Below are 24,777 nucleotides of genomic sequence, written 5' to 3' on the forward strand. Positions count from 1 at the left end.
CATCGCCATGTCCAACGACGCCCAAGACCGGAACCTACCCGCATCAGAGCGCAAGATTCGCAAGGCGCGGGAAGAGGGCCAGGTAGCGCGTTCACGCGATTTGGGCCATTTCCTCATCGTCGCCGGCGGAATCGCCGTGGTGGTGGCGGCCAGTCCCTGGATGACGGGCTGGATGCTGGACATGATGGCCAGCGAACTGCGTTTTGCAGGGGCCGATGTTCGGGAGAGCGCGCGCATGGCCGAGCGGCTGTCCGCGGCGACGGCGAAGTTCCTGGCCGTGACGGTCCCCCTGGGCTTGGGGGTGGCCGGCGTGGCCGCCTTGGGCGCCGTGCTGTCGGGGGGTTGGAACTGGACGATGAAGGCTCTGGCGCCGCGGTTTTCGAAGCTCAATCCGGTCCAGGGGCTTGGGCAGCTTTTCTCCAAGGACAACCTGATCCAGGCGCTCAAAGCCTGCCTGTTGGCGCTCATCCTGGGCCTCATCGGGGGGGTCTATCTCTACCGCCAGCTCGACGCCTTCCCGGCCGTGCTGGGCATGGCCCTGCCGGCGGCGGTGGGGCAGGCCACGCAGCTGATCGTGTGGGGCGTGGCCCTGCTGCTGCTGGCCCTGGGCGTGTTCGCTGCCGTGGACGTGCCCCTGCAGCGTCACCTGCTGAAGAACCGGCTCAAGATGAGCCACCGCGAGGTCAAGGACGAGCACAAAGAGCTCGAGGGCAATCAGGAGGTCAAGTCCAAGGTCAAAGCGATCATGCGCGAGAACGTCAAACGCCGCATGATTGCCGCCGTGCCCAAGGCCGATCTGGTGGTGATGAACCCCACGCACTACGCCGTGGCGCTGAAGTACGAGGAAGGCCGCATGAGCGCCCCGCGTGTGGTGGCCAAGGGCGCCGACCTGCTGGCCCTGCGCATCCGTGACGTGGCCCGAGACGCCAAGGTGCCGGTGCTGCAGGCCCCGATGCTGGCGCGCGCGCTGTACGCCCACGCCGAGCTCGACCGCGAGATCCCGGCCGCTTTGTATGCCGCCGTGGCGCAGGTGCTGGCTTATGTGTACCAGCTGCGTGCTGCGATGGCCGGCCAGGCCCCCATGCCGGGTGAGTTGCCGGCCCTGCAGGTGCCCGAGGAACTCGATCCGCATCACGGCAAGACGCCAGCGGACATCGCCGAGGCTGAATGATGAGCAATGCTTCCATCCCCGCCCTGCCGCGCCCCTTGCAGGAGCTTCTGGGCAGTGTGCCCTTGAAGGCGCTGGCCGCGCCGCTGCTGGTGGTGCTCATCCTGACGATGATGGTGCTGCCGCTGCCGCCCTTCCTGCTGGATCTGCTGTTCACCTTCAACATCGCCTGCGCGCTGATGGTGATGATGGTGTCGGCCTACATGGTGAGGCCGCTGGACTTTGCGGCCTTCCCTTCGGTGCTGCTGCTGACTACGATGCTGCGACTGTCGCTGAACGTGGCGTCCACGCGCGTCGTGCTGCTCGAAGGCCACACCGGCACGGGCGCGGCCGGCCAGGTGATCGAAAGCTTCGGCCACTTCCTGATCGGCGGCAACTTCGCGGTGGGCCTGATCGTGTTCGCGATCCTGGTGGTGATCAACTTCGTCGTGGTCACCAAGGGGGCCGAGCGCATCGCCGAGGTGGGCGCGCGCTTCACGCTGGACGCGATGCCCGGCAAGCAGATGGCCATCGATGCCGACCTGAACGCCGGCCTGATCGACGAGAAGGAAGCCAAGCGCCGCCGTGCCGAGGTGGGCGAGGAAGCCGAGTTCTTCGGCTCCATGGACGGCGCCTCGAAGTTCGTGCGCGGCGATGCCATCGCGGGCATCCTGATCCTGCTCATCAACATCGTCGGCGGCTTGGTCATCGGCATGGTGCAGCACGGACTGAATGCCTCTCAGGCGGCCAACTCCTACATCCTGCTGGCCGTGGGCGATGCGCTGGTGGCGCAGATCCCGGCGCTGCTGATCTCGATCGCCGCGGCAATGGTGGTCTCGCGCGTGGGCAAGGAGCACGATGTCGGCACGCAGATCACCGGCCAGGTGCTCCATTCGCCCAAGGCCCTGAGCATCACGGCTGGCGTCATCGGCGTGATGGGCGTGATCCCGGGCATGCCGCACCTGGTGTTCCTGGCGATCGCCGGCGGCCTGGGCTATGCGGCCCACCACCTGCATCGGCGCCAGGAGCGGGCCCGGCTGCAGGCCCAGCACACCCCGGCGGCGGCCCAGCAGGCCAGCCCGAATGCCGAAGCGAGCTGGGACGATCTGCAGCCGGTGGACATCCTGGGCCTGGAGGTGGGCTATCGGCTGATCCAGCTCGTGGACAAGGACCGTCAGGGGGACCTGCTGGCGCGCATCAAGGGCGTACGCCGCAAGTTCGCGCAAGACGTGGGCTTCCTGCCGCCTTCGGTGCACATCCGCGACAACCTGGAGCTCAAGCCCAGCGTCTATCGGGTCTTGCTGCGCGGCGCGGTGGTGGGTGAGGGGGAGTGCTTCCCCGGTTTGCTCCTGGCCATCAATCCTGGACATGCCAGCACACCGCTGATCGGCACCACCACCACCGACCCGGCTTTCGGCTTGCCCGCGGTGTGGATCGAGGAGGCCCAGCGGGAAAGCGCCCAAATGGCTGGCTATACGGTGGTTGATTCCTCGACTGTCGTGGCCACCCATCTCTCACACTTGATGCAGGTTCACGCGGCCAAGCTGCTGGGACGCACCGAAGTGCAGCAGCTCGTGGATCACGTGACGAAGTTGGCACCCAAGCTCATCGAGGACGTGGTACCCAAGATGGTCAGCATCCCCACATTGCAAAAAGTGCTCCAGATGCTGTTGGAGGAATCCGTCCACATCCGCGACATGCGTACCATCGTGGAGACGCTTGCCGAGCACGCTGCCAGCGTGACCGATCCTGCCGAACTCACGCGTCGTATTCGTGTGGCCTTGGCGCCGGCCATCGTGCAGCAGATTTACGGTCCGGTGAAGGAGCTCGATGTGATCGCCATCGAACCCGAACTGGAGCGTCTGGTCACTCAAGCGCTGACTTCTCCGCATGGAGCGAGCCTCGACCCCGGGGTGGCCGAGCATCTGACGCAGTGCGCTGCTCGCGCCAGCAAAAAGCAGGAGGATCTGGGGGTGCCTGCATGCCTGCTCGTGCCGGACGCGATCCGTCCGGCCCTCGCGCGGCTGCTCAAGCGCGCCGCACCGCGTCTGGCTGTGTTGAGCCACAGCGAGATTCCTGACACCCACACCATCCGCATCGGCTCCGTCATTGGAGGCACCGCATGAACGTCAAACGCTTTGTCGCGAAGACCTCGCGCGACGCCCTGGTGCAGGTTCGCCAGGCCTTTGGCGAGGACGCCGTGATCCTGTCCACCCGTCCGTGCCGGGAAGGTGTGGAAGTGCTGGCCATGGCGCCTGAAAGCGTCGCGGCGCTGGAGACCTTCAGCCACCCCGCCCCGGCGGCAGCCACCGCGAAAGCGCCCGCTGCGACCGGTGGGGCCGCGCCGAAGGCCGTTCCCGCCGCCCCGGCGGTGGCCAAGGACGTGGAACAGCTCGCGATGAGCACGCTGTCGTTCCAGGACTACGTCCGCGAGCGCATGCTCAAGCGCCGTCAGGCGGCCCTGCAGCAGCAGGCCCAGACGGCTGCAGCCGTCACGCATCCGGCCGCGATGCCCGCGGCGGCGCCCATCGCGGCCGTCCCCGTGGCGTCCGGCCTGCCCGTCGAGCAGCGTCTGGCCGAGCGCGCCGCGCAGCGCAAGGCGGGCCGCACGGCCGTTGCCCCGGCCGGCGAGGCCGCCGCCCCGGTCCGCGCTGCGGCGCCGGCGCCCACGGTGCCGGCCCTGGCCGATGAGGCGGCTTGGGCACCCGCGGCGCCGGCCGCACCGGCGGCCGAGGATCGTGCCATGCTCGCCGAGCTGCGCGAGATGAAGGGACTGATCGAGGAGCGCTTCGGTGCCCTGGCGTTCATGGAGAAGATGCAGCGCAATCCGGCCCAGGCCCAGCTCACGCAGAAGCTGCTCGATTGTGGCTTCTCGCCGGCGTTGATCCGCAAGCTCGCTGCCCACACCCCGCATGACGCGGCCGACCTCCATGCTTGGGTGGCCGGGGTGCTCGAGCGCAACCTGCTGACGGGCGAGGAGGGGCCGGCCCTGGAGGACGAAGGCGGCGTCTACGCTCTGGTGGGCTCCACCGGGGTGGGCAAGACCACCACGACGGCCAAGCTGGCGGCGGCCTTTGCTGCGCGGTACGGAGCTTCCAACCTGGGCCTGGTGACGCTGGATGCCTACCGCGTCGGTGCCCATGAGCAGTTGCGCGCCTATGGCCGCATCATTGGCGTGGCGGTGCATACCGCGCACGACCGCGCGGCGCTGGAGGATCTGCTCGAACTGCTGTCGTCCAAGAAGATGGTCCTGATCGACACGGCCGGCATCGCCCAGCGCGACACGCGCACGCAGGAGCTGCTGGAGATGGTCAGCCACCGTCGCATCCAGCGTGTGTTGGTGGTCAACGCCGCCGCCCAGGGCGAGACCATCGAGGATGTGCTCATCGGTTACCGCGCCAATCAGTGCAAGGGGGTGGTTCTGTCCAAGATCGACGAGGCCGTCAAGCTGGGCCCGGCGCTGGACGCAGTGATCCGTCACAAGCTGCCGGTGCTGGGGGTGGCCAATGGCCAGCGCGTGCCCGAGGACTGGCACCGCATGTCGGCCCAGGCCCTGGTGCACCGCGCCCTGCGGGGCGGGGGCAGCGCGGCCTACCGCCTCGACCGCGACGACGTCAACCTCGTCTTCACCGCGCCGGTGGTCTCGCGCGCAGCGGCTCAGGGGGCGGTGCATGTCTGAGCGCGCCTACGATCAGGCCTACGGGCTGCGTCGCCTGTTCGCCCATCACACCGTGCATCTGCTGCCGGTGGCTGCCAACCCGTTTGCTCGGGGGGCTCACATGCTGCTCGAGGGGCTGTGCCACGGCTTTGCGGCCCAGGACTTGCACACCCTGGTGGTTGACGCGGCCCCGAGCCCCTACACCACCGGCGTGGACGTGGCCGAGGCCGTGGCCCGCGACCTCGACCTGGGGCAGTGGATCGACCCTCTCGATGCCCACACCTGCGTGCTGGCCGCCAGCCCGACACTGGCCTGGTTCGGCGAAGCGCCCGGCTCGGCCGCACTGCTCTTCGAGGCCCTGCGAGAAGCCGCGCCCAGCGCCGATGTCATCGTCTTCCATGCCGATGCGGCGTTGCTCAGTGGCCTGTTCGCCGGGCGCCGCGTGCGGCCGCTGATCTTTGCCGGCGACGACGCGCCCAGCCTGACCGAGGCTTATGCCGCGATCAAGATCCTGCTGCAGTATGCCGGCCTGGGCGAGCATGCCGTCGTGATGGATCTGGCCACGCCCACCCTGGGCATGCCAGCGGCGGCCGACCGTCTGGCGCATTGTGTGCAGGAATTCCTGGGGGGCACGGTTCATCTCGAAGCCATCGCCTGCACGGCGGTACAGTCCGAGGCCGATCTGGCCCGGGCCTTGCACCCGCTGTCCACCACCTTGTTGCACCACGCCCTGCCGTTCTCGCTGCAAGACGACGAAGACGCAGGCTGGACGGGAGCGGCCAGGCCCGTGACCGCCCAGGTCACCCCTTGTGCGTTCAACTGATCCCGGAGCGCTTGCCCATGTACACCGCCAAAGGCCGCCTCGACAACCACGCGATGCTGCAGCAGTACAGCCCTCTCGTGCGCCGCCTGGCGCACCAGATGATCGCCAAGCTGCCGGCCAACGTGGAGATCGACGACCTCATCCAGGTCGGCATGATCGGCCTGAACGATGCGCTCAGCCGTTTCGACACCAGCCAGGGGGTGCAGTTCGAGACCTTCGCGACCCAGCGCATCCGCGGCGCGATGCTCGACGAACTGCGCGGGGCCGACTGGATGAGCCGCGGCCACCGCAAGCAGCAGCGCTCCATCGAGGCGGCCGTGCACCGGCTCGAACAGAAGCTGGGGCGCGCGCCGTTGGAAAGCGAGATCGCTCAGGAAATGGGCATGAGCCTGGCCGACTATCAGGAGTTGCTCAGCAAGGTGCGTGGCACCCAGCTCGTCTACCTGGAGGACATGAGCGGCGACGAGGGCGACCACGACTATCTGGACCGTCACGTGGCCGACCAGGAGGCCGATCCCCTGAGCCAACTCAACGACCGGCGCCTGCGCGAGGCCCTGGTGGCGGCCATCAAGACCCTGCCCGAGCGCGAGCAGTACGTGATGAGCATGTACTACGAACAGGACATGAACCTGAAAGAGATCGCCGCCGTGCTGGGCGTGACCGAATCGAGGGTGTGCCAGCTGCACAGCCAGTCGATCGCCCGCCTGCGCGTGAAGCTGCGCGAATGGTGAAACGCCCAGGGAAGGCCGGTGTCACGGTGCGAGGAGATGAACCATGTTGACCCTGTTTCGAGGCCGTGAAGGCCAGGCCCAGTCCGCGCCGGCTCAGGCCCCGGCCGTCGGCGGTGGGACGGACGCGCGCGCGCTGATTCAGTCCCTGCAGCAGGAGACCTCCGGCCTGGGCCGCGAGGCGGCCGAGGTGCGCGGCGTGCTCGACGACAGCATTCGCAGCGCCGAGCGCCAGCAACAGGCCGTCTCCACCTTGGCCGACCATCTTCGCACCATCGTCAAGGCCCAGGATGGCATCGGCGACGTCACCGAGCAGAGCCTGCAGGCCGTGGGCCGTGCGCGCGAGGCGGTGGAGGGTGTCGGCCGCGGCGTGGCCGGCGTGGTGGACACACTGCGCGAGGTGGCCGAGGCCGCCCAGCAGATCACGCAGATCGCGATGCAGACCCGGCTCGTGGCCTTCAACGCCTCGGTCGAGGCCAAGCGGGCCGGCGAGGCCGGCCGCGGTTTCGGCGTGGTGGCCGACGCCGTCAAGGATCTGGCCGCCAAGGTCGAGGCCTCGTCCAAGCAGATCATGGGCACGGTGGGCACGCTCGACGAGCGCATCGGCACCCTGGCGCGCGAGATCCGCAGCGAGGGCAGCGAAGGCCGCCAGGGCGCCTTCCATGCCGCACTGGCCGAGGTCGAGGGCGGTGTGGGGCGCATCGCCCAGGCCGCCGCCCACAGCCGGCAGCTCAGCGCGGGCATGAACGAGGAGATGGCGCTCATCGAGCGCGAGACCCGCCAGACCGCCCAGGCGCTGCAGCAGGCCCTCCAGCGCAGCGAGTCCTTCCTCAAGGTCAGTGAGCACCTGATGGAACTCACCGCCGCCAGCGGCATCGAGACCGAAGACAGTCCCTACATCCAGGCCGCCCAGCAGGCGGCCGCTCAGATCGCCCGCCTGCTGGAGGACGCCGTGCGCACCGGCGCGATCAGCCTGGCCGACCTGTTCGACGAGCAGTACCGCCCGATCGCCGGCACCAACCCGCCCCAGTTCGAGACCCGCTTCGTCGCCCTGACCGACCGGCTGTTCCCGCAGGTGCAGGAGAAGCTGCTGGAGCTGTCACCCAAGGTGGTCTACTGCATTGCCGTGGACCGCAACGGCTACGTCCCCACCCACAACCGCAAGTACTGCCAGCCGCAGCGCCCCGGCGACGTGGTCTGGAACACCGCCCACAGCCGTTACCGCCGCATCTTCGACGACCGCACCGGCCTGGCCAGCGCCCGCAACCGGCGGCCCTTCCTGTTGCAGACCTACCGCCGCGACATGGGGGGCGGCCGCTTCGTGCTGATGAAGGAGGCCTCGGCGCCGATCGAGGTGCAGGGGCGGCACTGGGGCGGGCTGCGCCTGGCCTACCAGTTCTGATCCGATCAACCGCAGGGGCGCCGTGAGCGCCCTTTTTTATGAACAAACGCACGAATGTGCCCGCAGCGTCGGCCAGCCTGTGCATCCGGAGGAACCCTCGGTCCGTTATATAAACTCAGTTACAAATGACTGAATCCAGGCCTCGAAAGAGGCTACGGAGAAATCTCTTGTTCACCGAACTGCTCGCCCCATCGACGGAGGATCGCCGCCAGTTGCACGTGGCCGTGCTGCGTGGGCCGCTGGCCCCGGGCGTCGGGTCGGCCGGTGGCGAGTTCGATTCCTGGAACGCCTGGGAGCGCAGCGGGGCGCAGGCCTTGGCCTTTTACCTGACCGGTTGGGACGATGCGACGCTGCGGGCGATGGTCGCACGCATCCGCGCCTCGCAGTGGTGGGACCGTCCCGTGTGGGCCGACGAGGCTGGTGTGCGGGCTGCCTGGCTGGACGGGGTAGGAAGCATCGAGCAGGCCCGCCAGGCTGGGGAGCGAGCGCTGGCCGTGCGCCGCAGCCTGAATCTCCAAGCGCAGGCCCTGCACTTCGACGAGCGAGTGTTGTATTTCCTGGTCCAGCGCGACGGGGCCGAGCTGCTGCCTGTGCGCGACCGTCACCTTGCTTCGCTGTATCACTATCCCGTGCTGGACATGCTGGCGCGCGAGGGCGAGGATCCCATGGTCGCGAGGGTGGCGCTCGTGCGTCGAGGCCTGTTGGAGCCCTCGCGGCTGATCGATCGCACGCGTCATTGCCGCTCTTGCGGTAGCGCCCATCTGCACTATCTCGATGTCTGCCCGCATTGCAGCAGCATCGAGATCCGCAAGTCGCCTTCCCTGCACTGTTTCACCTGCGGCCATGTCGCGCCCGAGGCCGACTTCCGCGGGGAGTCCGGGCTGAGCTGCCCGAAGTGCGCGGCCCGTCTGCGCCACATCGGCGTGGACTACGACCGCCCGCTGACGCAACTGGCCTGCGCAAGTTGCCACCATGTCTTCGTCGAATCGGCCGTGCAAGCGCGCTGTCTGGACTGCAACGCCACGGCCGAGCCCAGCGAGCTGGACGTGCACGAGATCAGCGCCCTGCGGCTGAGTGCCCAAGGCCGCGCCGCGCTGCGTGCCGGGCAGGTCCAGGAATCGATGGCGGCCCTGGACAGCGCCAACTACGTGGTGCCGGCGCAGTTCCGCCAGCTCGTGAACTGGGCCCTGGCCGCCCGGTCGCGGCATGCGCAGATGCAGTTCGGCCTGATGATGGTGGAGTTCCTGAATGCAGCCGAATTCGTCGAGCGCCACGGCGCGGCGCGGGCTTACCTGATGCTCGATGAATTCGCCCGCCGTCTGCACGAGCTGCTGCGCGCCTCGGATGTGACCACACGCACGGCGGAGGAGCGGCTGTGGTTCTTCCTGCCTTTTTCGCAGGCCGCTGGGCTGGCCGCGCGTGTGCAGCATCTGCTGGACCAGCAGGCCCGTGCCGAGGGCGGTGTGGGCCTGCGCGCGCGCATCACCTGCCTGGCCGTGCCCGAGGACTTGCGCGCCGGCGACGACTGCGACCGCCTGATGCAGCGACTGGCCGAAGCCTGAGCATGTGGGAGCAAGCGGTTCATGCTTTCGGTACGCTCGTCCTGTCCACCAGTGAACAGGGCTGGCTGGAGATCGCCCTCAAATTCTTCCCCTTCGTGCTGCTGCTGGAGCTGCCGCTGTACGTCCTCGTGATGGCCGGCATCGTGCGTTTCGGCCTGCGCGAGCACCGACCCGACCGGCAGCGCGAACGCTATCCAAGGGTGTCCTGTCTGGTCACCTGCTATGCCGAAGGCGAGGATGTGCGCAAGACCATCCACAGCCTGGCTCAGCAGGACTATCCCGGATTCATCGAGATCGTCGTGATGGTGGACGGGGCCGTGCAGAACCGGGCCACGCTGGAGGCGGCCCGGCGCGCCCAGGATCTGGTCGCCGGCTTGCCGAGGCGGCAGCTCATCGTGCTGCCCAAGTGGCAGCGCGGCGGGCGGGTGTCCGCACTCAACGCGGGATTGCAGATCGCCACCGGCGAGGTGGTGATGGCGCTGGACGGCGACACCTCGTTCGACAACGACATGGTGCGCCACGCCACGCGACACTTCGACGACCCGCGCGTGGTGGGCGTGGCCGGCTGCCTGCGTGTGCGTAACGCCGGCCAATCGATGGCCACGCGCCTTCAGGCGCTGGAGTACATGCTGTCCATCGGGGCGGGCAAGACCGGGCTGTCGGAGTTCAACCTCGTCAACAACATCTCGGGCGCCTTTGGCGTGTTCCGCACCGCCTTCATCCGCAACCTGGGCGGCTGGGATGCCGGCACGGCCGAGGACTTGGACATCACGCTGCGCATCAAGCAGTACTTCGGGCGCCACCCGGGCTTGCGGATCGTCTTCGATCCGCATGCCGTGGGCCACACCGATGCGCCCGACACCTGGCGCGGCTTCTTCCGCCAACGCCTGCGCTGGGATGGCGACCTGTTCTATCTGTATGTGCGCAAGTTCCGCTACAACTTGCGTCCGCGGCTGTTGGGCTGGCCCAACTTCCTCTTCGTCACCTTCAACGGCCTGTTCCTGCAGGTGGTGATGCCCTTCATGATCGTGGCCTACACCGGCGTGCTGTTCTGGACGCTGCCCGCTGGCGCGGTGCTGGGGGTGCTCGGGTTCGTCTACGTCGTCTACCTGGCCGCCCTGGTGCTGTACTTCCTGCTGTATGTGGTGGTGGTGTCCGAACGGCCGCTCGAGGATCTGGCCTACCTGGGCTGGCTGGTCCCGTTCCCGCTGTTCGCCTTCGTCAACCGTGTGCACTGCTCGCTGTCGACGCTGCAGGAGATGTTCCTGAAGGCCCATCTCGATTCCTCGATGGCGCCCTGGTGGGTGCTGCGCAAGACCAAGTTCTGATGATGCGGCGATTGTGGCTCCTTTGGTCGCATGCGGCGGCCCTGATCCTGGGCCTGGCCGCCCTCGCGCCGGCCGCCCGGGCCGGCAGCCTGCCGCTGGCCGCCTGGGAAGCCCAGGCTCTGGACCAGGCCCTGGCACGCCGCCTGGCCCAGGCCGAGCTGGAGCAGCGCCTGCATCAGCGCGAGGCCGCGCAGGCGCTCGATGGTGCGCGGCTGCAGGCCGGGGCGGGGCTGGCCCGCGCACGCGAGGCCCTGACCGACACCACCGTGCGCCGCTACGAACGCGGCCAGGTCCAGCTTGGTGTGCGCTGGCCCTTGCTGGGCAGCCGGCTGGCCGCGCAGCGCGCCCTGGACGAGGCCGACACGGCCGTGGCAGCGGCCCGCCTGCGCGAGCAGGACGCGCGCCAGGCCGTGCGCACCGAGGTGCGCCGGGCCTACGTGGCCCTGGCCGCCGCGCAGGCTCGCGAGGCGGCCGCGCGCGCCTGGCTGGCGCAACGAGAGGCGCTTCAGGCAGGGCTGGACCGGCGACGCGACGCCGGCCTGCTGCTCGGGGCGGATCGTCTGGCCTACCAGACCCAGGCCGACACCGTCGAGCGCGACCTGGCTCGACAGCGGTTCGCCCAACGTCTGGCTTGGCGTGAACTGACCCTGCGGACGGGTTTGGAGGGGCCGGCGCCACCGGCGGTGCCTTGGCCGCAGTGGAGCACTTCGTGCTTCGATCCCGAGAGGCTGGCCGGGGCCGCCGCCGAAGCCTTGCCGGTGGCTCTGGCGCGGCTGGAGGGGCAGGCGGCGCAGCAGGAGGCCCGCCGCCTGCGCTGGGATGGCGTCGAGGCCGGTGTGAGCCTGTCGCACGGCCTCAGCCGCGACCTGGGAGGACCAGCCGGCTACGGCACCGCCATCGGCGTGGACCTGAGCGTGCCGCTGCAATGGCGTCGCTGGCACGACGCCCGCCAGGCCCAGGCTCGCAGCCGGGCCGCGCAGGCCCAAGCCCTCGTGGCCTTGCGCGAACAGGAGCAGCGCCTGGCCATTGCGCAGGCCCTGGACGAACGGGAGTTGCGCGGCCAAGAGCGCTCGACCTATGCGCGGCGGCTCGAGGCAGCGCTGCAGGGCGCGCGCGTGGCCAGCCTGCGGGCCCATGCCTTGCAGGAGGGGGACGGGTACGAGCGGGCCGCGCAGGCACGTTATGCGCTGTACCAGACACTGGTGGACCACCTGGACGCGCGCGAGCGTGCCGCCTTGGCCGACGTGCAGGTGTTGGCCCTGGCGGGCGAGTGCGACGCCGCCGCCGCGCCCGACGAGAACCTGGAGACCCAGGCGCTGGCGGCGTTGTCACAGAACCTGGCCGCGGATGCGGTCGCACCGGCGCCGGCTGCCGGGCCGATGGGCTGGTATGTCTGGCAGGCCCAGGCGCTGCTGGACGACCCGTCCCGGCTGGACCGCCTGCCCGCAGGCACCGGCCGAGTGCTGCTGTCGTTCGACGCGGCGCAACTCGAGCGCCTGACTCTCGACCCCTCGGCGCACCAGCGGCTGCTCGACCTGCTGGCTCGTCTGCGGGCGCGCGGGTGGCGCGCCGAGTGGCTGCTCGGTGAACCGACCTGGGTGCTGCCCCAGCATCGTGGCGACTTGCTGGCCCGGCTGGCGGCTTGGCGCGCGCTGCCCTTCGACGCCGTGCACCTGGATCTCGAACGCAGTCAGTTGCCACCGCAGCACCAGCGTCGCTGGGCGCGTGACCTGCTGGATACGGTGTCGGCCGTGCGCCGCACCGTGGACTGGCCCATCGTACTGACCACCCACCCCCGCGAGCTGACCGAGGCCCGCCTGGGCCGGCAACTGCGCGAGGCCGGCGTGGACGAGGTGGTGGCGATGGTCTATGTCACCCACCCGCAGCGGGCTGTACAACGGGCCCGCCAGATCCTGGACGCCGTCCCCGAGGGGCTGACCGTTTCCTTGGCCTGGAGCATCGAGCCGACCCTCGATGCCGTCCACAGCCACTTCCACCGCGGGCGCATCGCGGCGCTGGCGCAGTGGCAGGCCTGGCACGAGGCCTTGTCGGGCCATCCCCGCTATGGCGGCTGGCTCGTGCAGTCCCTGGAAACCTATCTCGACGCACCGCCATGAAAATTCGCTTCGATGCACCGCCCGGCGCCGGCCAGGATCCTAGCGGCCTGGCGGTGCGCTACGCTGCGGCCAAGCGGCAGGTGCCGCGCTGGCGCTGGTACTTGCTGCTGGCTTTGGTGATGGCCGCACCGTTGTACCTGGCCGCGCGCTTCTTGGGCGGCGTGCTGTTCGCTCAGGTGCCCGCCAGCGTGGTGCTCGAGCAAAGCGTGGTGCGCGTACCGCAGGCGGGCCTGATCGAGTACGTGGCCGCGCAGGGGCAGGCCCTGGCGGCCGGTGCACCGGTGTTGCGGATGCGCGAATCGGCGGTGTCCGCCCCCGCGTCCCAGAGGCCGTCGATGCCGCTGCCGGTGGGGCAGGCCCGCGACCGCATGTTGCGCGAGGCCGTGGCCCTGGCCGAGCGGCAGTGGCGGCTGCGTCGGGAGCGCCTGGCCCGCATCGAGGCCCTGCAGGCCCAGGGGGCGGCCACGCGGCCTGAGGTCGAGGCCGCGCGGGTGCAGGCGCTGCAGGCCCAGGCCGACCTCAACCGCGCCCGCGGCGAACTGGCCGAGCACCGAGAAGCTCTGGCCGCCCAGGGACAGGCTGCCGTCGCGGCGCCGGCTCAGGCCGCCCTCGTTGCCGCGGTCGTCCCAGCCGCTTTCGATGCTCAGGTGGCCCGCGTGTACGTGCATGCCGGCGAGTGGCACCCGGCAGGCGCCGAGGCGGTGCTGCTGCAGTCGGCGGGCCCGCCCCAGGTGCAGGCCTACCTCGACCCTGCCGAAGCGCGGCGCGCCCAGCCGGGCCGGCGCGTCACCCTGCGTTTTGCCGACGGGCACCGCGCTGCGGCCGAGGTGGCCGAGATCGTGCCCCATGTGGAGCGTCTGCCGGCCGACCGGGTCTCCCCGCTGTCACCGCGCACAGCGTCGGTGCTGGTGATGCTGCGCCCCTTGGAGCCCCTGCCGGCGCGCTACCGCATTCACGGCTTGCCGCTGGACGTGCAGTTCGGCCTGTGGTGAGGCCCCCTGGCGGGGCCCCTCCCCCGGATGGAGGATGAAACCGCGCAGCAGCTGCTCCATCATCGGCGCTGACTGAAAAAAATTGGGGGGCGGCGCGTGCGACCCCTCCACTGCCGCCCCGATGTTCCCGCCCGAGCCCGCTGCTGAGCCCCCATCCCCCGATGCTGCCTCGTGGGGAGGCGGCGTCGGGCCTGCCGCGACGCTGACGGGTCTGTTCCTGTCTCGCTGCCGGGCTGATCCGCAGGCACTGGCCTATGCCGGGCTGGACGAGCAGGGGGCGATCGCCTGGACGCGCACCCGTGCCGAACTGCTCGAACGCAGCACCGGCTTGGCGCGGGCCCTGCGTGGTCGGGCCGGGTCCGGCGAGCGCGTGCTGCTGGCCTTCGAGGGCGGGGTCGATGCCGTGGAACTCTTCTGGGCCTGCCTGCTGGCCGGCGTGGTGCCCGTGCCGGCCCCTCCGCCGGACCTGCGGCTGGGGGCGCGCGGCTGGGACCGCCTGTGCCGCATCGCCGAGGATGCCGGGGCCGTCCTGGGTGTGCGCAGCCCGGACCCGGATCCCGCGCCACCGGCCCCCGGGCCCCTGGCTTGGACGAGCCCCCAGGCTCTGCACGAAGCCGGTGCGGCGCTTCCGGGCGAGGCCCTGCGCGGCGGGGCCGTGCAGCCGCAGGATCCGGCCTACCTGCAGTACACCTCGGGCTCCACCGAGGCGCCGCGCGGCGTCGTGATCACCCATGCCCAGGTCTTGGCCCACGGGGCGGCCCTGGCCGGCGTGGTCGGGCGCAGGGTGGCGCAGCCCCCACGGGCCCTGAGCTGGCTGCCTTGGTTCCACGACTACGGCATCGTGCTGGGCCTGATCCAGCCGCTGCTGCAAGACGGCGTGTCCTACCTGATGCCGCGGCGGGCCTTCATGCGCCGGCCCCTGCGCTGGCTGGAGGCCATCGCGCGTCATCGCATCACGGTCTCCGGCGCCCCGGACTTTGCCTATGCCGCCTGCGTGCGGGCCCGATCGCGCGAGCCGGGATGGACGGCCGACCTGCGCGGCTGGCGCCTGGCCACCTGCGGGGCCGAACCGGTGCGCCCGCACACGCTCTCGTCCTTCGAACAGGCCTTCGGCCCCCAAGGGTTCGACCCCGCGGCCTGGGCGCCGGCCTACGGCCTGGCCGAGGCGGTGCTGACGGTCAGCCTCTCGCCGCAGTCCATCCCCCCGCGCTGTCTGGTGTTGTCGGCCGCCGCGCTCGAGCACGGCCAGGTGCGGGAGGTCGAACCCGGGGCGCCGGGCTCGCGCACCCTGGTGTCGTGCGGACCGGTCCTGCCCGGGCTGACGGTGAAGGTGGTCGACCCGACCGGCCTGTCTCCACTCGGTGAAGGCCGGGTCGGCGAGATCTGGGTGCGGGGCCCCAGCGTTGCGCAGCGCTACTGGCGCAAAGCCGCTCCCGAGGTCTTCGCGGCCCGGTTGCAGGGCGATGCCGTCGGCCAGGGTTGGTTGCGCACCGGCGACCTCGGATTCCTTGCCGATGGCGAGCTCTATCTGGCCGGACGCCTGAAGGATCTGATCATCGTGGGAGGGCGCAACCTGCATCCCGAGGATCTCGAAGCCGTGGCCCAGTCGGCCCACCCCGCGCTGGCCGATGGGGCGGCGCTGGCCTTTGGCGTCGAGGCGCAGGCGGGCGAGGCCGTCGTGCTGCTGGTCGAAGTCCGCGGTCGGCCCGACGCGCCGGCCGTGGCAGCCATCGTCGAGGCCGTGCGCGCGACCGTCGCTGCGGAATTCGAGGTCGAGGTGGCCGAGGTCGTGGTGCTGCGCGGCGGCGTCCTGCCGCGCACCTCCAGCGGCAAGCCCCAGCGCGCCCTGGCCCGCGAGCGCTACCGGCGCGACCGCTGGCAGTCGCAGGCCTGGTCGGCACGGCCCCAAGCCACCGCCGCGGCCGGTGCGGCGGTGCACCCGGCGGTGGCCGCTGCCTGGCAGGCCGTTCTCGGAGCCGGACGGGCCGTCGATCCCCACACCAACTTCTTCGATCAGGGCGGGGATTCGCTCACCGCCACCCAGCTCGTGTCGCGTCTGCGGGCCCACACCGGGGTCGAGCTGTCCGTCCGGCAGCTCTTCGAGTCGCCCACCCCGGCCGGACTGAGCCGATGCCTCGAGCAAGCTGCCATGACCTCGCCAGCGCTGGCGCCGCCGCCGCTTGCCGCGCAGGAGCCGGTGCTGTCCTACGCCCAGGAGCGCATGTGGTTCATGCAACAGCTCGCGCCGGCCAGCACGGCCTATCACATGCCGCTGGCCCTGCACCTGCGTGGCCCACTGGACATCCAGGCCCTGCAATCGGCGGTGGACGAGGTGGTGGCGCGGCACGACATCCTGCGCACCGTCTTTGTGCTCGACGGCGAGACCGTGCGCCCCCGGGTGCGGACCGAGGCGGCGCCCGTGGTCGAGACCGTGGCACCGCCCCCGCAGGCCCGCGGTCCCGACGACCCGGCCGTCCACGCACTGCTCGCACGCCTGTCTCAGCAGCCCTTCGACCTTGCGCGCGGGCCCCTGATGCGGATGCACCTGCTGCCGCTGGGCAGCGACGAGCACGTGCTCCTGATCGTGCAGCACCACCTCATCGGAGACCAGTGGTCCTTCACCGTGCTGGCTCGGGAACTGGCCGCTGCGTATGCCCGGCATCACGCCGGTGGGGCCGGCATGCCGCCAGCCCCACCGGCGTTGCAGTATGCCGACTACGCCATCTGGCACCGCCGCTGGTACGCCGGCGAACGTCATGCCCAGGAACTGGCCTACTGGCGCGAACAGCTTGCCGATCTGGAGCCTTTGGAGCTGCCCACCGACCACCCCCGCCCGAGCCCGCAGGGCCACCGCGGCGCGCGTGTGCGCCTGCCCCTGGCGCCGGCCCTGCTGCACCGGCTGACCGTGCTCGGTGCGCGCCACCGCGCCAGCCTGGCCATGGTGATGATGGCCGCGTTCAAGCTGCTGCTGTACCGCCACAGCGGTCATGCCGACCTGGCCATCGGCATGCCCATTGCCAATCGACACCATCTGGCTGCCGAGGATCTGCTAGGCACCTTCGTCAACACCCTGGTACTGCGCAGCCGGATCGATGCGCGACAGAGCTTCGAGGCCCTGCTGGAGCAGGTGCGCCATACCGCGCTGGAGGCCTATGCCCACCAGGACATGCCCTTCGAGTTGCTGGTCAGGGAGCTGGGCGTCGTGCGCGACACCAGCCGCTCGCCACTGTTTCAGGTGCTCTTCAACATGGTCAATGCCCCGCTGGGGCAGATCGACTTCCCGGGACTGGCCTGGTCCCGGGTGGACTTCGACCGCCAGGCGGCCCAGTTCGACCTGGCCGTCACCATCGATCCCGAGCTGGACCGCTCCGCGGTCTTCGAATACGCGCTCGACCTGTTCGAGCCGGCCACAGTGCAGCGCTTGGCGCGTCACTATGAGGCCTTGCTCGAGGCCGCGGTGCGCGCGCCGGGGGAACACGTCGCGGCGCTGCCCATGCTCGCGCCCGACGAACTGGAGGCCTTGCGCACGCTGGCCAGCGGCCCGGCGTTGCCGCAGCCTGCCGGCGATGTCTGGTCCTGGCTGGTCCCTGCCTTCGAGCGATACGCCGCGCAGCCGGCCCTCGAATGCGCCGGGCAGGTGCTGTCGTATGCGCAGCTCGAGCAGCGCAGTGCGGCGCTGGCGCGTGCCTTGCGCCGGCGCGGCATCGGCGTCGGACAGCGCGTCGGGCTGTGCCTGTCGCGCAACCCCGATCTGCTGGTGGCCCAGCTGGGTGTGCTGCGCAGCGGGGCGGCCTATGTCCCGCTGGATCCGGCTTATCCGCCCGCCCGCCTGGCCGACATGGCCGAGGACGCGGGGCTGGCCCTGCTGATCGCTGGCGAGACGGCGCCCCCCTGGGCCGTGGGTCTGTCAACGGCCGGCGTGCGCGCGCTGCAGGAGGAGGGGGCGGGGCCCTCGGGCGAGCCCGCCTCGTGCGCCGGGCCTGGCGACCCCGCCTACGTGATCTACACCTCGGGCTCGACCGGGCGCCCCAAAGGGGTGGTCGTGCCCCAGGGCGCGGTGGTGAACTTCCTGGCCAGCATGGCACGCGAGCCCGGCCTCGGGCCCGGCGAGCGCTGGCTGGCCGTGACGACGCTGAGCTTCGACATCGCCGTGCTCGAGACCCTGCTGCCGCTTGGGCGCGGCGCCTGCATCGTGCTGGCCACCGACGAACAGGCCACCAACGGACCCGCGCTGAGGCGCCTGCTCGAGGGCGGGCGCATCACCGGCATGCAGGCCACGCCGTCGCGCTGGCAGATGCTGCTGGAAGCCGGCTGGACGGGCCCTGCCGGCCTGAAGGCCTTGGTCGGCGGGGAGCCCCTGCCGCACGAACTGGCCGCACAGTTGCTGGCCCATGGGGCCGAGGTCTGGAACATGTACGGCCCCACCGAGACCACGGTGTGGTCCACCTGCGTGCGCATCGTGTCCGCACGCCCCGAGCACCTGAGCATCGGCCGGCCCATCGCGAACACCCAGGCCTGGGTGCTCGATGCGCACGGTCAACCCTGCCCCTGGGGGGTGGCTGGTGAACTCCATCTCGGCGGTGCCGGCCTGGCCCTGGGTTACTGGCGCCGGCCCGAACTCACGGCGCAGCGGTTCATCGAGTGGGCCGCCGACCCCGGCCAGCCCCCGCAGCGGTTGTACCGCACGGGTGATCGGGTGCGTTGGCGCCGCGATGGCCGGCTCGAGCACCTGGGCCGGCTGGACGACCAGATCAAGCTGCGCGGCCACCGCATCGAGCCGGCCGAGATCGAGGCGGTGCTGGCCGCCGACGAGCGGGTGCATCGCGCCGTCGTGATGCGCCGTGAGGACCGTCCGGGCGATGCCCGACTGGTCGCCTACGTTCACACCGACGTCCCGGCGGCTGCGCACGAGGATCTGCGGGATGCCTTGCGCGAGCGCTTGCGAGCCCGCCTGCCCGACTACATGCAGCCCCAGCACCTCGTCTTCATCGACCGCCTGCCGGTGCTGCCCAACGGCAAGCTCGACCGCCGCAGCCTGCCCGCGCCGGCCGAGCCGCTGGCGTGCGTCCAGCGCGTGCCGCCCCGCAACGCTGCCGAACAGGCCCTGTGGGAGGTCTGGGCCGAGGTGCTGGGGCACCGCCGGTTCGGTGTGCACGAGGATTTCTTCGACCTGGGGGGGCATTCGCTATTGGCCGCGCGGCTCGTCCATCGCATCGAAGCCCGGCTGGGGCTGCCGTGCAGCCTGGCCCAAGTCTTCGAGCACCCCACCGTGGCCACGCTGTGCGAGGCCCTGGACACCGGCCGCCGGCTGCACGAGGCCTCGGTGGTGTGCCTGCAGCCCCAGGGCGCGGCCCCGGCGCTGCACTGCGTGTGCGGCGTGCATATCTACCAGCCCTTGGCCGACGCGCTGGCGCCGCAGGTGCCGGTGTATGGCCTGTTCGTGCCGGCCGAGCTCGGCTTCCTCGATGTGCACGCGGATCCCCGGCAGTCAGGCCTGACCGTCGAGCGCCTGGCTGCCGACTATGTGCGATTGCTGCGCGAGCGCCAGAGCGCCGGACCTTACCGCCTGGCCGGTCTGTCCTTCGGAGGGCTGCTGGCGCTCGAGATGGCGCGGCAGTTGCGCGCGCTCGGTGAAGTGGTGGACTGCGTGGTGATGTTCGACACGGCGCGGCCCTCGCCCCCCCTGGCCGACCGCCTGCAGTGGCTGCGCCGCCAGGGCCGGCGGCTGGCCCAGGGCCGTCTGCCCTTGGCCGGCCGCCTGGGCCGCGGACGGGTAGCGGTCGGCCCCATGCACGCGGCCGAGGTGCCCCCGGGGCCGGATCCCGAACTCATCCGCGCACGCGACCGGCTGTACCAGCGCGCACGCCGGCAGTACCAGCCGCGCCCCTATGACGGCCTCGTGATGCTCGTGCGCGCGGGCGACACCGAGGGCCTCGCCCCCGACCTGGGCTGGCAGGGCCTGCTGAGCCGGCTCGTGGTGCGCGAGGTGCCGGGGGACCACCTGGGCATCTTGCGCGCGCCCCAGGTGGCGCAACTGGCGGCCCATGTGCAGGAACTGCTGACGACGCTGCCGCGGCGTTCCTGAACTTGTTCCTCCCCGGGGAGGGGATCACGCAGGGACCGGATGGGGGCCCATGCGCATTGCCCCGCGACGCGGCTCGAGCATTGCCGGGGGGCGGGAGTGGACGATCAGGCGTGCAGCGATCCGCGGCGCGCCGGGCCGAACGCACGCCCCGGGGCCGGGCGGTAGACCCACTCGGCCTCGCTCGGCATCAGCACATCCATCGCGCGATCCAGCGCGGCCGTGGCGCGAGACAAGCTCTCGCGATGGGCCGCCACGGCGCCTGTGGCCCGCACCAGGCGCTGGCGCAGCGCGGTCGGCACCTGCGAGCCGCTGCGCGCGACCTGGCTGAAACGCGCCACCGCCTCGGTCAGCGCACGTTGCAACTCACCGGCGCAACGTTCCAGCGCCGTGGCGTCGCGGGCCAGCAGGGCGTCGCCCAGCGCCTGCAGCCGGGTTTCCACCTCGGCGACGGTCGGCTCCAGGTCGTGGGGGGCGATGGCCGCGGCGGCGGCCGTCAGGAAGGTCGGGGCATGTGCAGGCATCGGTGGCGCCATCCGTGTCAGTACTCAGAAGCAGGATCAGGGCAGACTCAATAATCCGCAGGGCCGAACGTCGTCTCTGCCCCCCAACGAGGGCGGGAGTCCCGCCCCGCCGGAAGGCGAGAGCCCGACGCGGAGCGCCCAGACCTCAGCGCCCCATCCGGTTCAGCAGCTCTTGTGCATTGGCGATCAGCTTGTCGGCGATCGCCTCGGCATTGGGCTTGAAGGTGCCCTCGGCAATGGCCTGCCGGATCGCAGCCACCTTCTCGGCGTCGAATTCGGGGGTGCTGGCCATCAGACCGGCCGCGGTGCTGGACAGCTTCACAGTGGCGCTTTCGCTGAGGGTGGAAGCCGCTGCTGCGGCAGAGCGGGCGGCAGCCGGTCGCGCCTCGCCGGCGGCCGGGCGAGCCTGGCCTGCCGCAAGGGCAGCGGATTCTGCAGTGTGAACGATCTTCATGACCTGCTCCTGGACCGGGTCCGGTCCGACATGCTCGGGGTATCGACCCTCGGACCGACAACTTGAGCGTGGATCTCGAAAATATTACAAATGCTCACAAATTCACCTCCAGCACGCCCTCGGCGCTGGCCACGCCGGTGACGATGCGGCCGTTGTCGGTGCGCACCCGGGCGGTGCGCCCGGCCAGTCCCGGCGTCAAGGCTCGGCCCTGACTGCTCACGGCAAAGCCCTGGCCGCGGGCGATCACGCGCACCGTGTCGCCGCTGTCAAACCACTGGATCGGCCGCAAATGGTTGTCCCTCAAGGCCTGGCCGGCGGGCAGCGGCCGCGCCAGCACCCGGCCGGCCAGCGCGTCGAGGTCGGCGACCACCGGCGACCGCTCGGCGGCCCAGTCGGCCTCGACGGTGCGCAGCAGCGACGGCTGCAGCCGCGTGCCGGCCGGCAGTGGGCTCGCGGCCACGAGGGCAGGACCAAACACACGCACCGTCACGGGCAGGAACACATTCCAGCGTGTGGATCCTTCGACGCAGCGCACCCCGACGCGGGTGCGGCCCCAAGGCCGCGCTCCGGCAGGCAAGTAGGGCTCCATGCGCGTGCAGGGGGCCAGCTTCACCCGGCTGTCGAGCGCACCCACCTCCACCTCGATGCGAGTGGGGCGGACTGCGGGGGCTCCCGCGGCGGTCGACAAGTGCAGGTGATGCGCCTGAGCCAGCGAACGCACGTGGGTCTGCAGATCCCATTCGACCTCGGCGGCCGCGGCCGGCATCCCCGTGAAAGCTGCCCACAGGAGCCAGCGCCCGACCGTCGGTCGGCGCAGGAGGCTAAGCGAGGGCGCGCAAGTGGGGTGCATGGCGTTCGGGGTTCGGTGCACCGCACTGTAGGCCCCGCGTGTGTCGCTGCAGGGTGGGAAATAGACAGGTTTTGCGCGGCTATTCCCGCTAATGTGGGACGGCTGGCGGCAGAACAATGGCCTCCAACCTGCCGGCCCTGCATCCCCACCGGGTTGCCGAGCCGGACGCCGCGCCCCGCATGGGTGCATGGAAATGGCGCCATGTTCGACCGACTCACCCAATCGCTGAACTTCCAGGCCGAGGCCCTGGTGTTGAGGGCCGAGCGCCAGCGCATGATCGCCAGCAACATCGCCAACGCCGACACGCCGGGCTACGTGGCGCGCGACATGGACTTCGCCGCCGCGCTCAGGCAGGCCACGGCGGGGCAGGGCGGGTCGGGCGGCGCCCGCACGGTAGCCACCAGCCATCCCGGCCACATCGCACTCAGCTCCAGCGCGCCAGCGCCCACCACGCTGCTCTATGCACGGCCGGCCCAAACCAATCTGGACAGCAACACCGTGGACATGGACCGCGAGCGCGCCAGCTTTGCCGACAACGCCGTGCGTTACGAGGCGACGCTGCGCTTCATCAACGGCAGCGTGCGCACCTTGCTCAGCGCCATCACCGGGCAGTGAGGGAGGCTCCCATGTCGATGTTCAACATTTTCAGCATCTCCGGCAGCGCGGTCAGCGCCCAGTCCCAGCGCCTGAACACCGTGGCCAGCAACCTGGCCAACGCCGACACCGTGGCCGGGCCCGACGGCCAGGCCTACAAGGCCCGCCAGGTGGTTTTCCAGACCGTGCTGATGGGAGCCCGGTCGGGCGATGTCTCGGCAGCCGGTGTGAAGGTTGCCCGCGTCGTCGAAGACGCCACACCCGGACGTCGCGTGCACGACCCGGCGCATCCGCAAGCCGACGCCGAAGGCTATGTCACGTACAGCAACGTCAATGCGGTCGAAGAGATGGTCAACATGATCTCCGCCTCGCGCTCCTACCAAAACAACGTCGAGGTCATGAACACCGCCAAGAGCCTGTTGCTCAAGACCTTGCAGATGGGCCAGTGAGCCCGCCCTCATGAAGGCAGACCATGGACCTCACCTCCATCAATGGCACCACCAAGAGCAGCACGTCCGGGATCTCTGCGAGCAACGAGATCGGCGCCCAGGACCGCTTCCTGAAACTGCTCGTCGCGCAGATGCAGAACCAAGATCCCCTCAACCCGCTGGACAACGCGCAGGTCACCAGCCAGATGGCGCAGATCCAGACGGTCACCGGCATCGAGAAGCTCAACGGCAGCCTGCAGTCGATGGCCTACTCCTTCACCCAGGCACAGGCCCTGCAAGGTGCGGCCCTGATTGGGCGTGACGTGCTCGTGCCGGGTCAGCACATGAACATCATCGATGGCGAGGGTCGCGCCGCCTTCGAGCTGCACGGCGAGGCCGACCTGGTCAACGTGGAGATCACCGACGCCTCCGGGCAGGTGATCGATCGCTTGAGTCTGGGCGCCATGGGCCGGGGTCGTCACCATTTCTTCTGGGCCCCGGAGGACGGGACGGACCTCTCCCAGGTGAACTTCAAGGTCACCGCCACCTCGGGCAAGACCCCGGTCCAGGCCGACACCTTTGCCCGCGAGACCGTCGGTGCGGTCAGCACCACGGCCAACGGCCTCGAACTCGACCTCTTCAGCGGAAAGACCGTGCCCTACAACAAGGTCGCCGCCGTCGTCTACCACTGAAGCGGCCCCGCATTCTCACCCACAAGGACACGCACCATGGGCTTCCAGCAAGGTCTTTCCGGTCTGAACGCCTCCAGCAAAAACCTGGATGTCATCGGCAACAACGTCGCCAACGCGGGCACCTTCGGGGCCAAGACTGCACGCGCCGAGTTTGCAGACATGTACGCGGCCGCGATGAACGGTGCCGGGGCGACCAACATCGGCATCGGGGTCAACCTCGCTGCCGTGGCCCAGCAGTTCACCCAGGGCAACATCACCACCACCGAGAACCCGCTGGACCTGGCCATCAACGGCTCGGGCTTCTTCCAGGTGGCCGACGTGGTGCGCGACCCCAATGCCGCGCCCAACACCGCCCCCACGATGGACGGCCCCCCCCTGTACACCCGCAACGGTCAGTTCAAGGTCGACCGCAACGGCTATATCGTCAACAACCAGGGCCAAGTGCTGCTGGGCTACGTGGCCAGCGCCAACGGCGTGATCGCGCCGCAGCAAGCCCGTCCCATCCAGCTGCCCACGGCAGGCATCAACCCGCTGGCCACCACGGCCATCGAGCTGGAGTTCAACCTCGATTCGCGCTCGGCCGTCACCCAACCCAGCGGGGGGGGCATCAACTTCAACGACCCCACCACCTTCAACAACGCCACCTCGGTCACCCTGTTCGATGCGATGGGCCAGGACGTTGCCGTGACGTACTACTTCCAGAAGACGGCGCCCAACACCTGGGACGTGTACGCCACTGCCAACGGTGTGCCGCTGATGGGCACCAGTGCCAGTCCCGCGCCGGTGGCCACGATCAACTACCCGCCCACCTCGGGCGGCAACCCCACCGCCGCAGGCGGCGGCTCGATCACCTACTACATGGGCGGCGGCGGCACCTCGACGGACGGTCGCATCCCCATCGATGTGCCCGCCACGGTTCGCCCCGACGGCAGCTCCACCTTGCCGATCGCCGGTATCCAGCTCAACATGGGCAACTCCACCCAGTACGGCACCACCTTTGGCGTGACCAACCTCACGCAGAACGGTTTCGCAGCGGGGCAGCTCGTGGGCGTGACCATCGACAACAGCGGGATCATCATGGCCCGATTCTCCAACGGACAGTCGCGCCCGGCAGGACAGATCGAGCTGGCGACCTTCCGCAACCCGCAGGGGCTGCAACCCCTGGGCGGCAACGTCTGGGCCGCCACCTATGCCTCGGGCGACCCCACCGTCAGCCCGCCCGGCTCGGGCAACATGGGTGTGCTGCAGGCCGGTGCGCTGGAGGAGTCAAACGTCGATCTGACCGCCGAGCTGGTCAACATGATCACCGCGCAGCGGGCCTACCAGGCCAACGCCCAGACCATCCGCACGCAAGACCAGGTGTTGCAAACGCTCGTGAGCCTGCGTTGATCTTCAC

The 24,777-nt window shown here is 70.1% G+C and carries 18 protein-coding genes; 15 read left to right on the forward strand and 3 right to left on the reverse strand.

All coding sequences use genetic code 11. The annotated features are described in order from the left end of the window. Positions 1-7 precede the first annotated feature (7 nt). The 11 genes from ACK4ZD_RS02365 to ACK4ZD_RS02415 all read left to right on the forward strand — a co-directional run bounded on the left by ACK4ZD_RS02365 (position 8) and on the right by ACK4ZD_RS02415 (position 19,842). The gene (locus ACK4ZD_RS02365; protein WP_409658248.1) at positions 8-1,171 is read left to right on the forward strand and encodes a flagellar biosynthesis protein FlhB; all 1,164 of its coding nucleotides are present in this window, start codon (positions 8-10) and stop codon (positions 1,169-1,171) included. Next, positions 1,171-3,273, forward strand: a complete 2,103-nt coding sequence (flhA, locus tag ACK4ZD_RS02370) for a flagellar biosynthesis protein FlhA (RefSeq protein ID WP_409658251.1) — start codon at positions 1,171-1,173, stop codon at positions 3,271-3,273. Before ACK4ZD_RS02365 ends, flhA begins: the two co-directional genes overlap by 1 nt. Further along, on the forward strand, positions 3,270-4,826 hold the full coding sequence (gene flhF / locus ACK4ZD_RS02375) for a flagellar biosynthesis protein FlhF (RefSeq protein WP_409658254.1): 1,557 nt from the start codon (positions 3,270-3,272) through the stop codon (positions 4,824-4,826). Before flhA ends, flhF begins: the two co-directional genes overlap by 4 nt. After that, a complete protein-coding gene (locus tag ACK4ZD_RS02380) occupies positions 4,819-5,628 on the forward strand; it encodes a hypothetical protein (RefSeq protein ID WP_409658257.1) in 810 nt (269 codons plus the stop codon). Before flhF ends, ACK4ZD_RS02380 begins: the two co-directional genes overlap by 8 nt. A 17-nt stretch (positions 5,629-5,645) precedes the next feature. Continuing rightward, positions 5,646-6,359, forward strand: coding sequence for an RNA polymerase sigma factor FliA (locus ACK4ZD_RS02385; RefSeq protein WP_409658260.1), 714 nt, complete (start codon positions 5,646-5,648; stop codon positions 6,357-6,359). 43 nt (positions 6,360-6,402) lie between these two features. After that, positions 6,403-7,758 carry a methyl-accepting chemotaxis protein gene (locus tag ACK4ZD_RS02390; protein ID WP_409658263.1) on the forward strand — a complete coding sequence of 452 codons (1,356 nt, stop codon included), beginning with the start codon at positions 6,403-6,405 and terminating at the stop codon, positions 7,756-7,758. Between the two features lie 167 nt (positions 7,759-7,925). Further along, positions 7,926-9,320 carry a diguanylate cyclase domain-containing protein gene (locus tag ACK4ZD_RS02395; protein WP_409658266.1) on the forward strand — a complete coding sequence of 465 codons (1,395 nt, stop codon included), beginning with the start codon at positions 7,926-7,928 and terminating at the stop codon, positions 9,318-9,320. 2 nt (positions 9,321-9,322) lie between these two features. Next, positions 9,323-10,648: a glycosyltransferase family 2 protein gene (locus ACK4ZD_RS02400; RefSeq protein WP_409658269.1), complete on the forward strand. Its 1,326-nt coding sequence runs from the start codon at positions 9,323-9,325 to the stop codon at positions 10,646-10,648. Positions 10,649-10,659: 11 nt separating this feature from the next. After that, a complete protein-coding gene (locus tag ACK4ZD_RS02405) occupies positions 10,660-12,765 on the forward strand; it encodes a TolC family protein (protein ID WP_409658272.1) in 2,106 nt (701 codons plus the stop codon). Next, positions 12,762-13,757 carry an HlyD family efflux transporter periplasmic adaptor subunit gene (locus ACK4ZD_RS02410; RefSeq protein WP_409658275.1) on the forward strand — a complete coding sequence of 332 codons (996 nt, stop codon included), beginning with the start codon at positions 12,762-12,764 and terminating at the stop codon, positions 13,755-13,757. Before ACK4ZD_RS02405 ends, ACK4ZD_RS02410 begins: the two co-directional genes overlap by 4 nt. Positions 13,758-13,878: 121 nt before the next feature. Further along, positions 13,879-19,842 (forward strand): amino acid adenylation domain-containing protein, encoded by a 5,964-nt coding sequence (locus ACK4ZD_RS02415; protein ID WP_409658278.1) that lies wholly within the window; start codon positions 13,879-13,881, stop codon positions 19,840-19,842. Between the two features lie 104 nt (positions 19,843-19,946). Here the strand turns inward: ACK4ZD_RS02415 and ACK4ZD_RS02420 are convergent, their stop codons facing one another. From ACK4ZD_RS02420 to flgA, 3 genes are all read right to left on the reverse strand, one after another. Continuing rightward, the gene (locus ACK4ZD_RS02420) at positions 19,947-20,363 is read right to left on the reverse strand and encodes a hypothetical protein (RefSeq protein ID WP_409658281.1); all 417 of its coding nucleotides are present in this window, start codon (positions 20,361-20,363) and stop codon (positions 19,947-19,949) included. Positions 20,364-20,508: 145 nt separating this feature from the next. Next, a complete protein-coding gene (flgM, locus tag ACK4ZD_RS02425; protein WP_409658284.1) occupies positions 20,509-20,817 on the reverse strand; it encodes a flagellar biosynthesis anti-sigma factor FlgM in 309 nt (102 codons plus the stop codon). A gap of 94 nt (positions 20,818-20,911) precedes the next feature. Then, positions 20,912-21,583 carry a flagellar basal body P-ring formation chaperone FlgA gene (gene flgA / locus ACK4ZD_RS02430; protein WP_409658287.1) on the reverse strand — a complete coding sequence of 224 codons (672 nt, stop codon included), beginning with the start codon at positions 21,581-21,583 and terminating at the stop codon, positions 20,912-20,914. Positions 21,584-21,868: 285 nt separating this feature from the next. Here flgA and flgB point away from each other — a divergent pair, with 285 nt between their 5' ends. Genes flgB through flgE form a run of 4 tightly spaced genes read left to right on the forward strand, consistent with a single transcriptional unit; the run spans position 21,869 to position 24,770 of the window. Further along, positions 21,869-22,282: a flagellar basal body rod protein FlgB gene (gene flgB / locus ACK4ZD_RS02435; protein ID WP_409658290.1), complete on the forward strand. Its 414-nt coding sequence runs from the start codon at positions 21,869-21,871 to the stop codon at positions 22,280-22,282. 11 nt (positions 22,283-22,293) lie between these two features. Next, on the forward strand, positions 22,294-22,710 hold the full coding sequence (flgC, locus tag ACK4ZD_RS02440) for a flagellar basal body rod protein FlgC (RefSeq protein ID WP_409658293.1): 417 nt from the start codon (positions 22,294-22,296) through the stop codon (positions 22,708-22,710). 23 nt (positions 22,711-22,733) lie between these two features. Beyond that, positions 22,734-23,381: a flagellar hook assembly protein FlgD gene (locus tag ACK4ZD_RS02445; RefSeq protein WP_409658295.1), complete on the forward strand. Its 648-nt coding sequence runs from the start codon at positions 22,734-22,736 to the stop codon at positions 23,379-23,381. A gap of 36 nt (positions 23,382-23,417) precedes the next feature. Then, positions 23,418-24,770: a flagellar hook protein FlgE gene (flgE, locus tag ACK4ZD_RS02450; RefSeq protein WP_409658298.1), complete on the forward strand. Its 1,353-nt coding sequence runs from the start codon at positions 23,418-23,420 to the stop codon at positions 24,768-24,770. Positions 24,771-24,777 lie beyond the last annotated feature (7 nt).

The sequence above is a fragment of the Caldimonas sp. genome (assembly GCF_046291045.1).
In the GTDB taxonomy this organism is placed as follows: domain Bacteria; phylum Pseudomonadota; class Gammaproteobacteria; order Burkholderiales; family Burkholderiaceae_C; genus Caldimonas.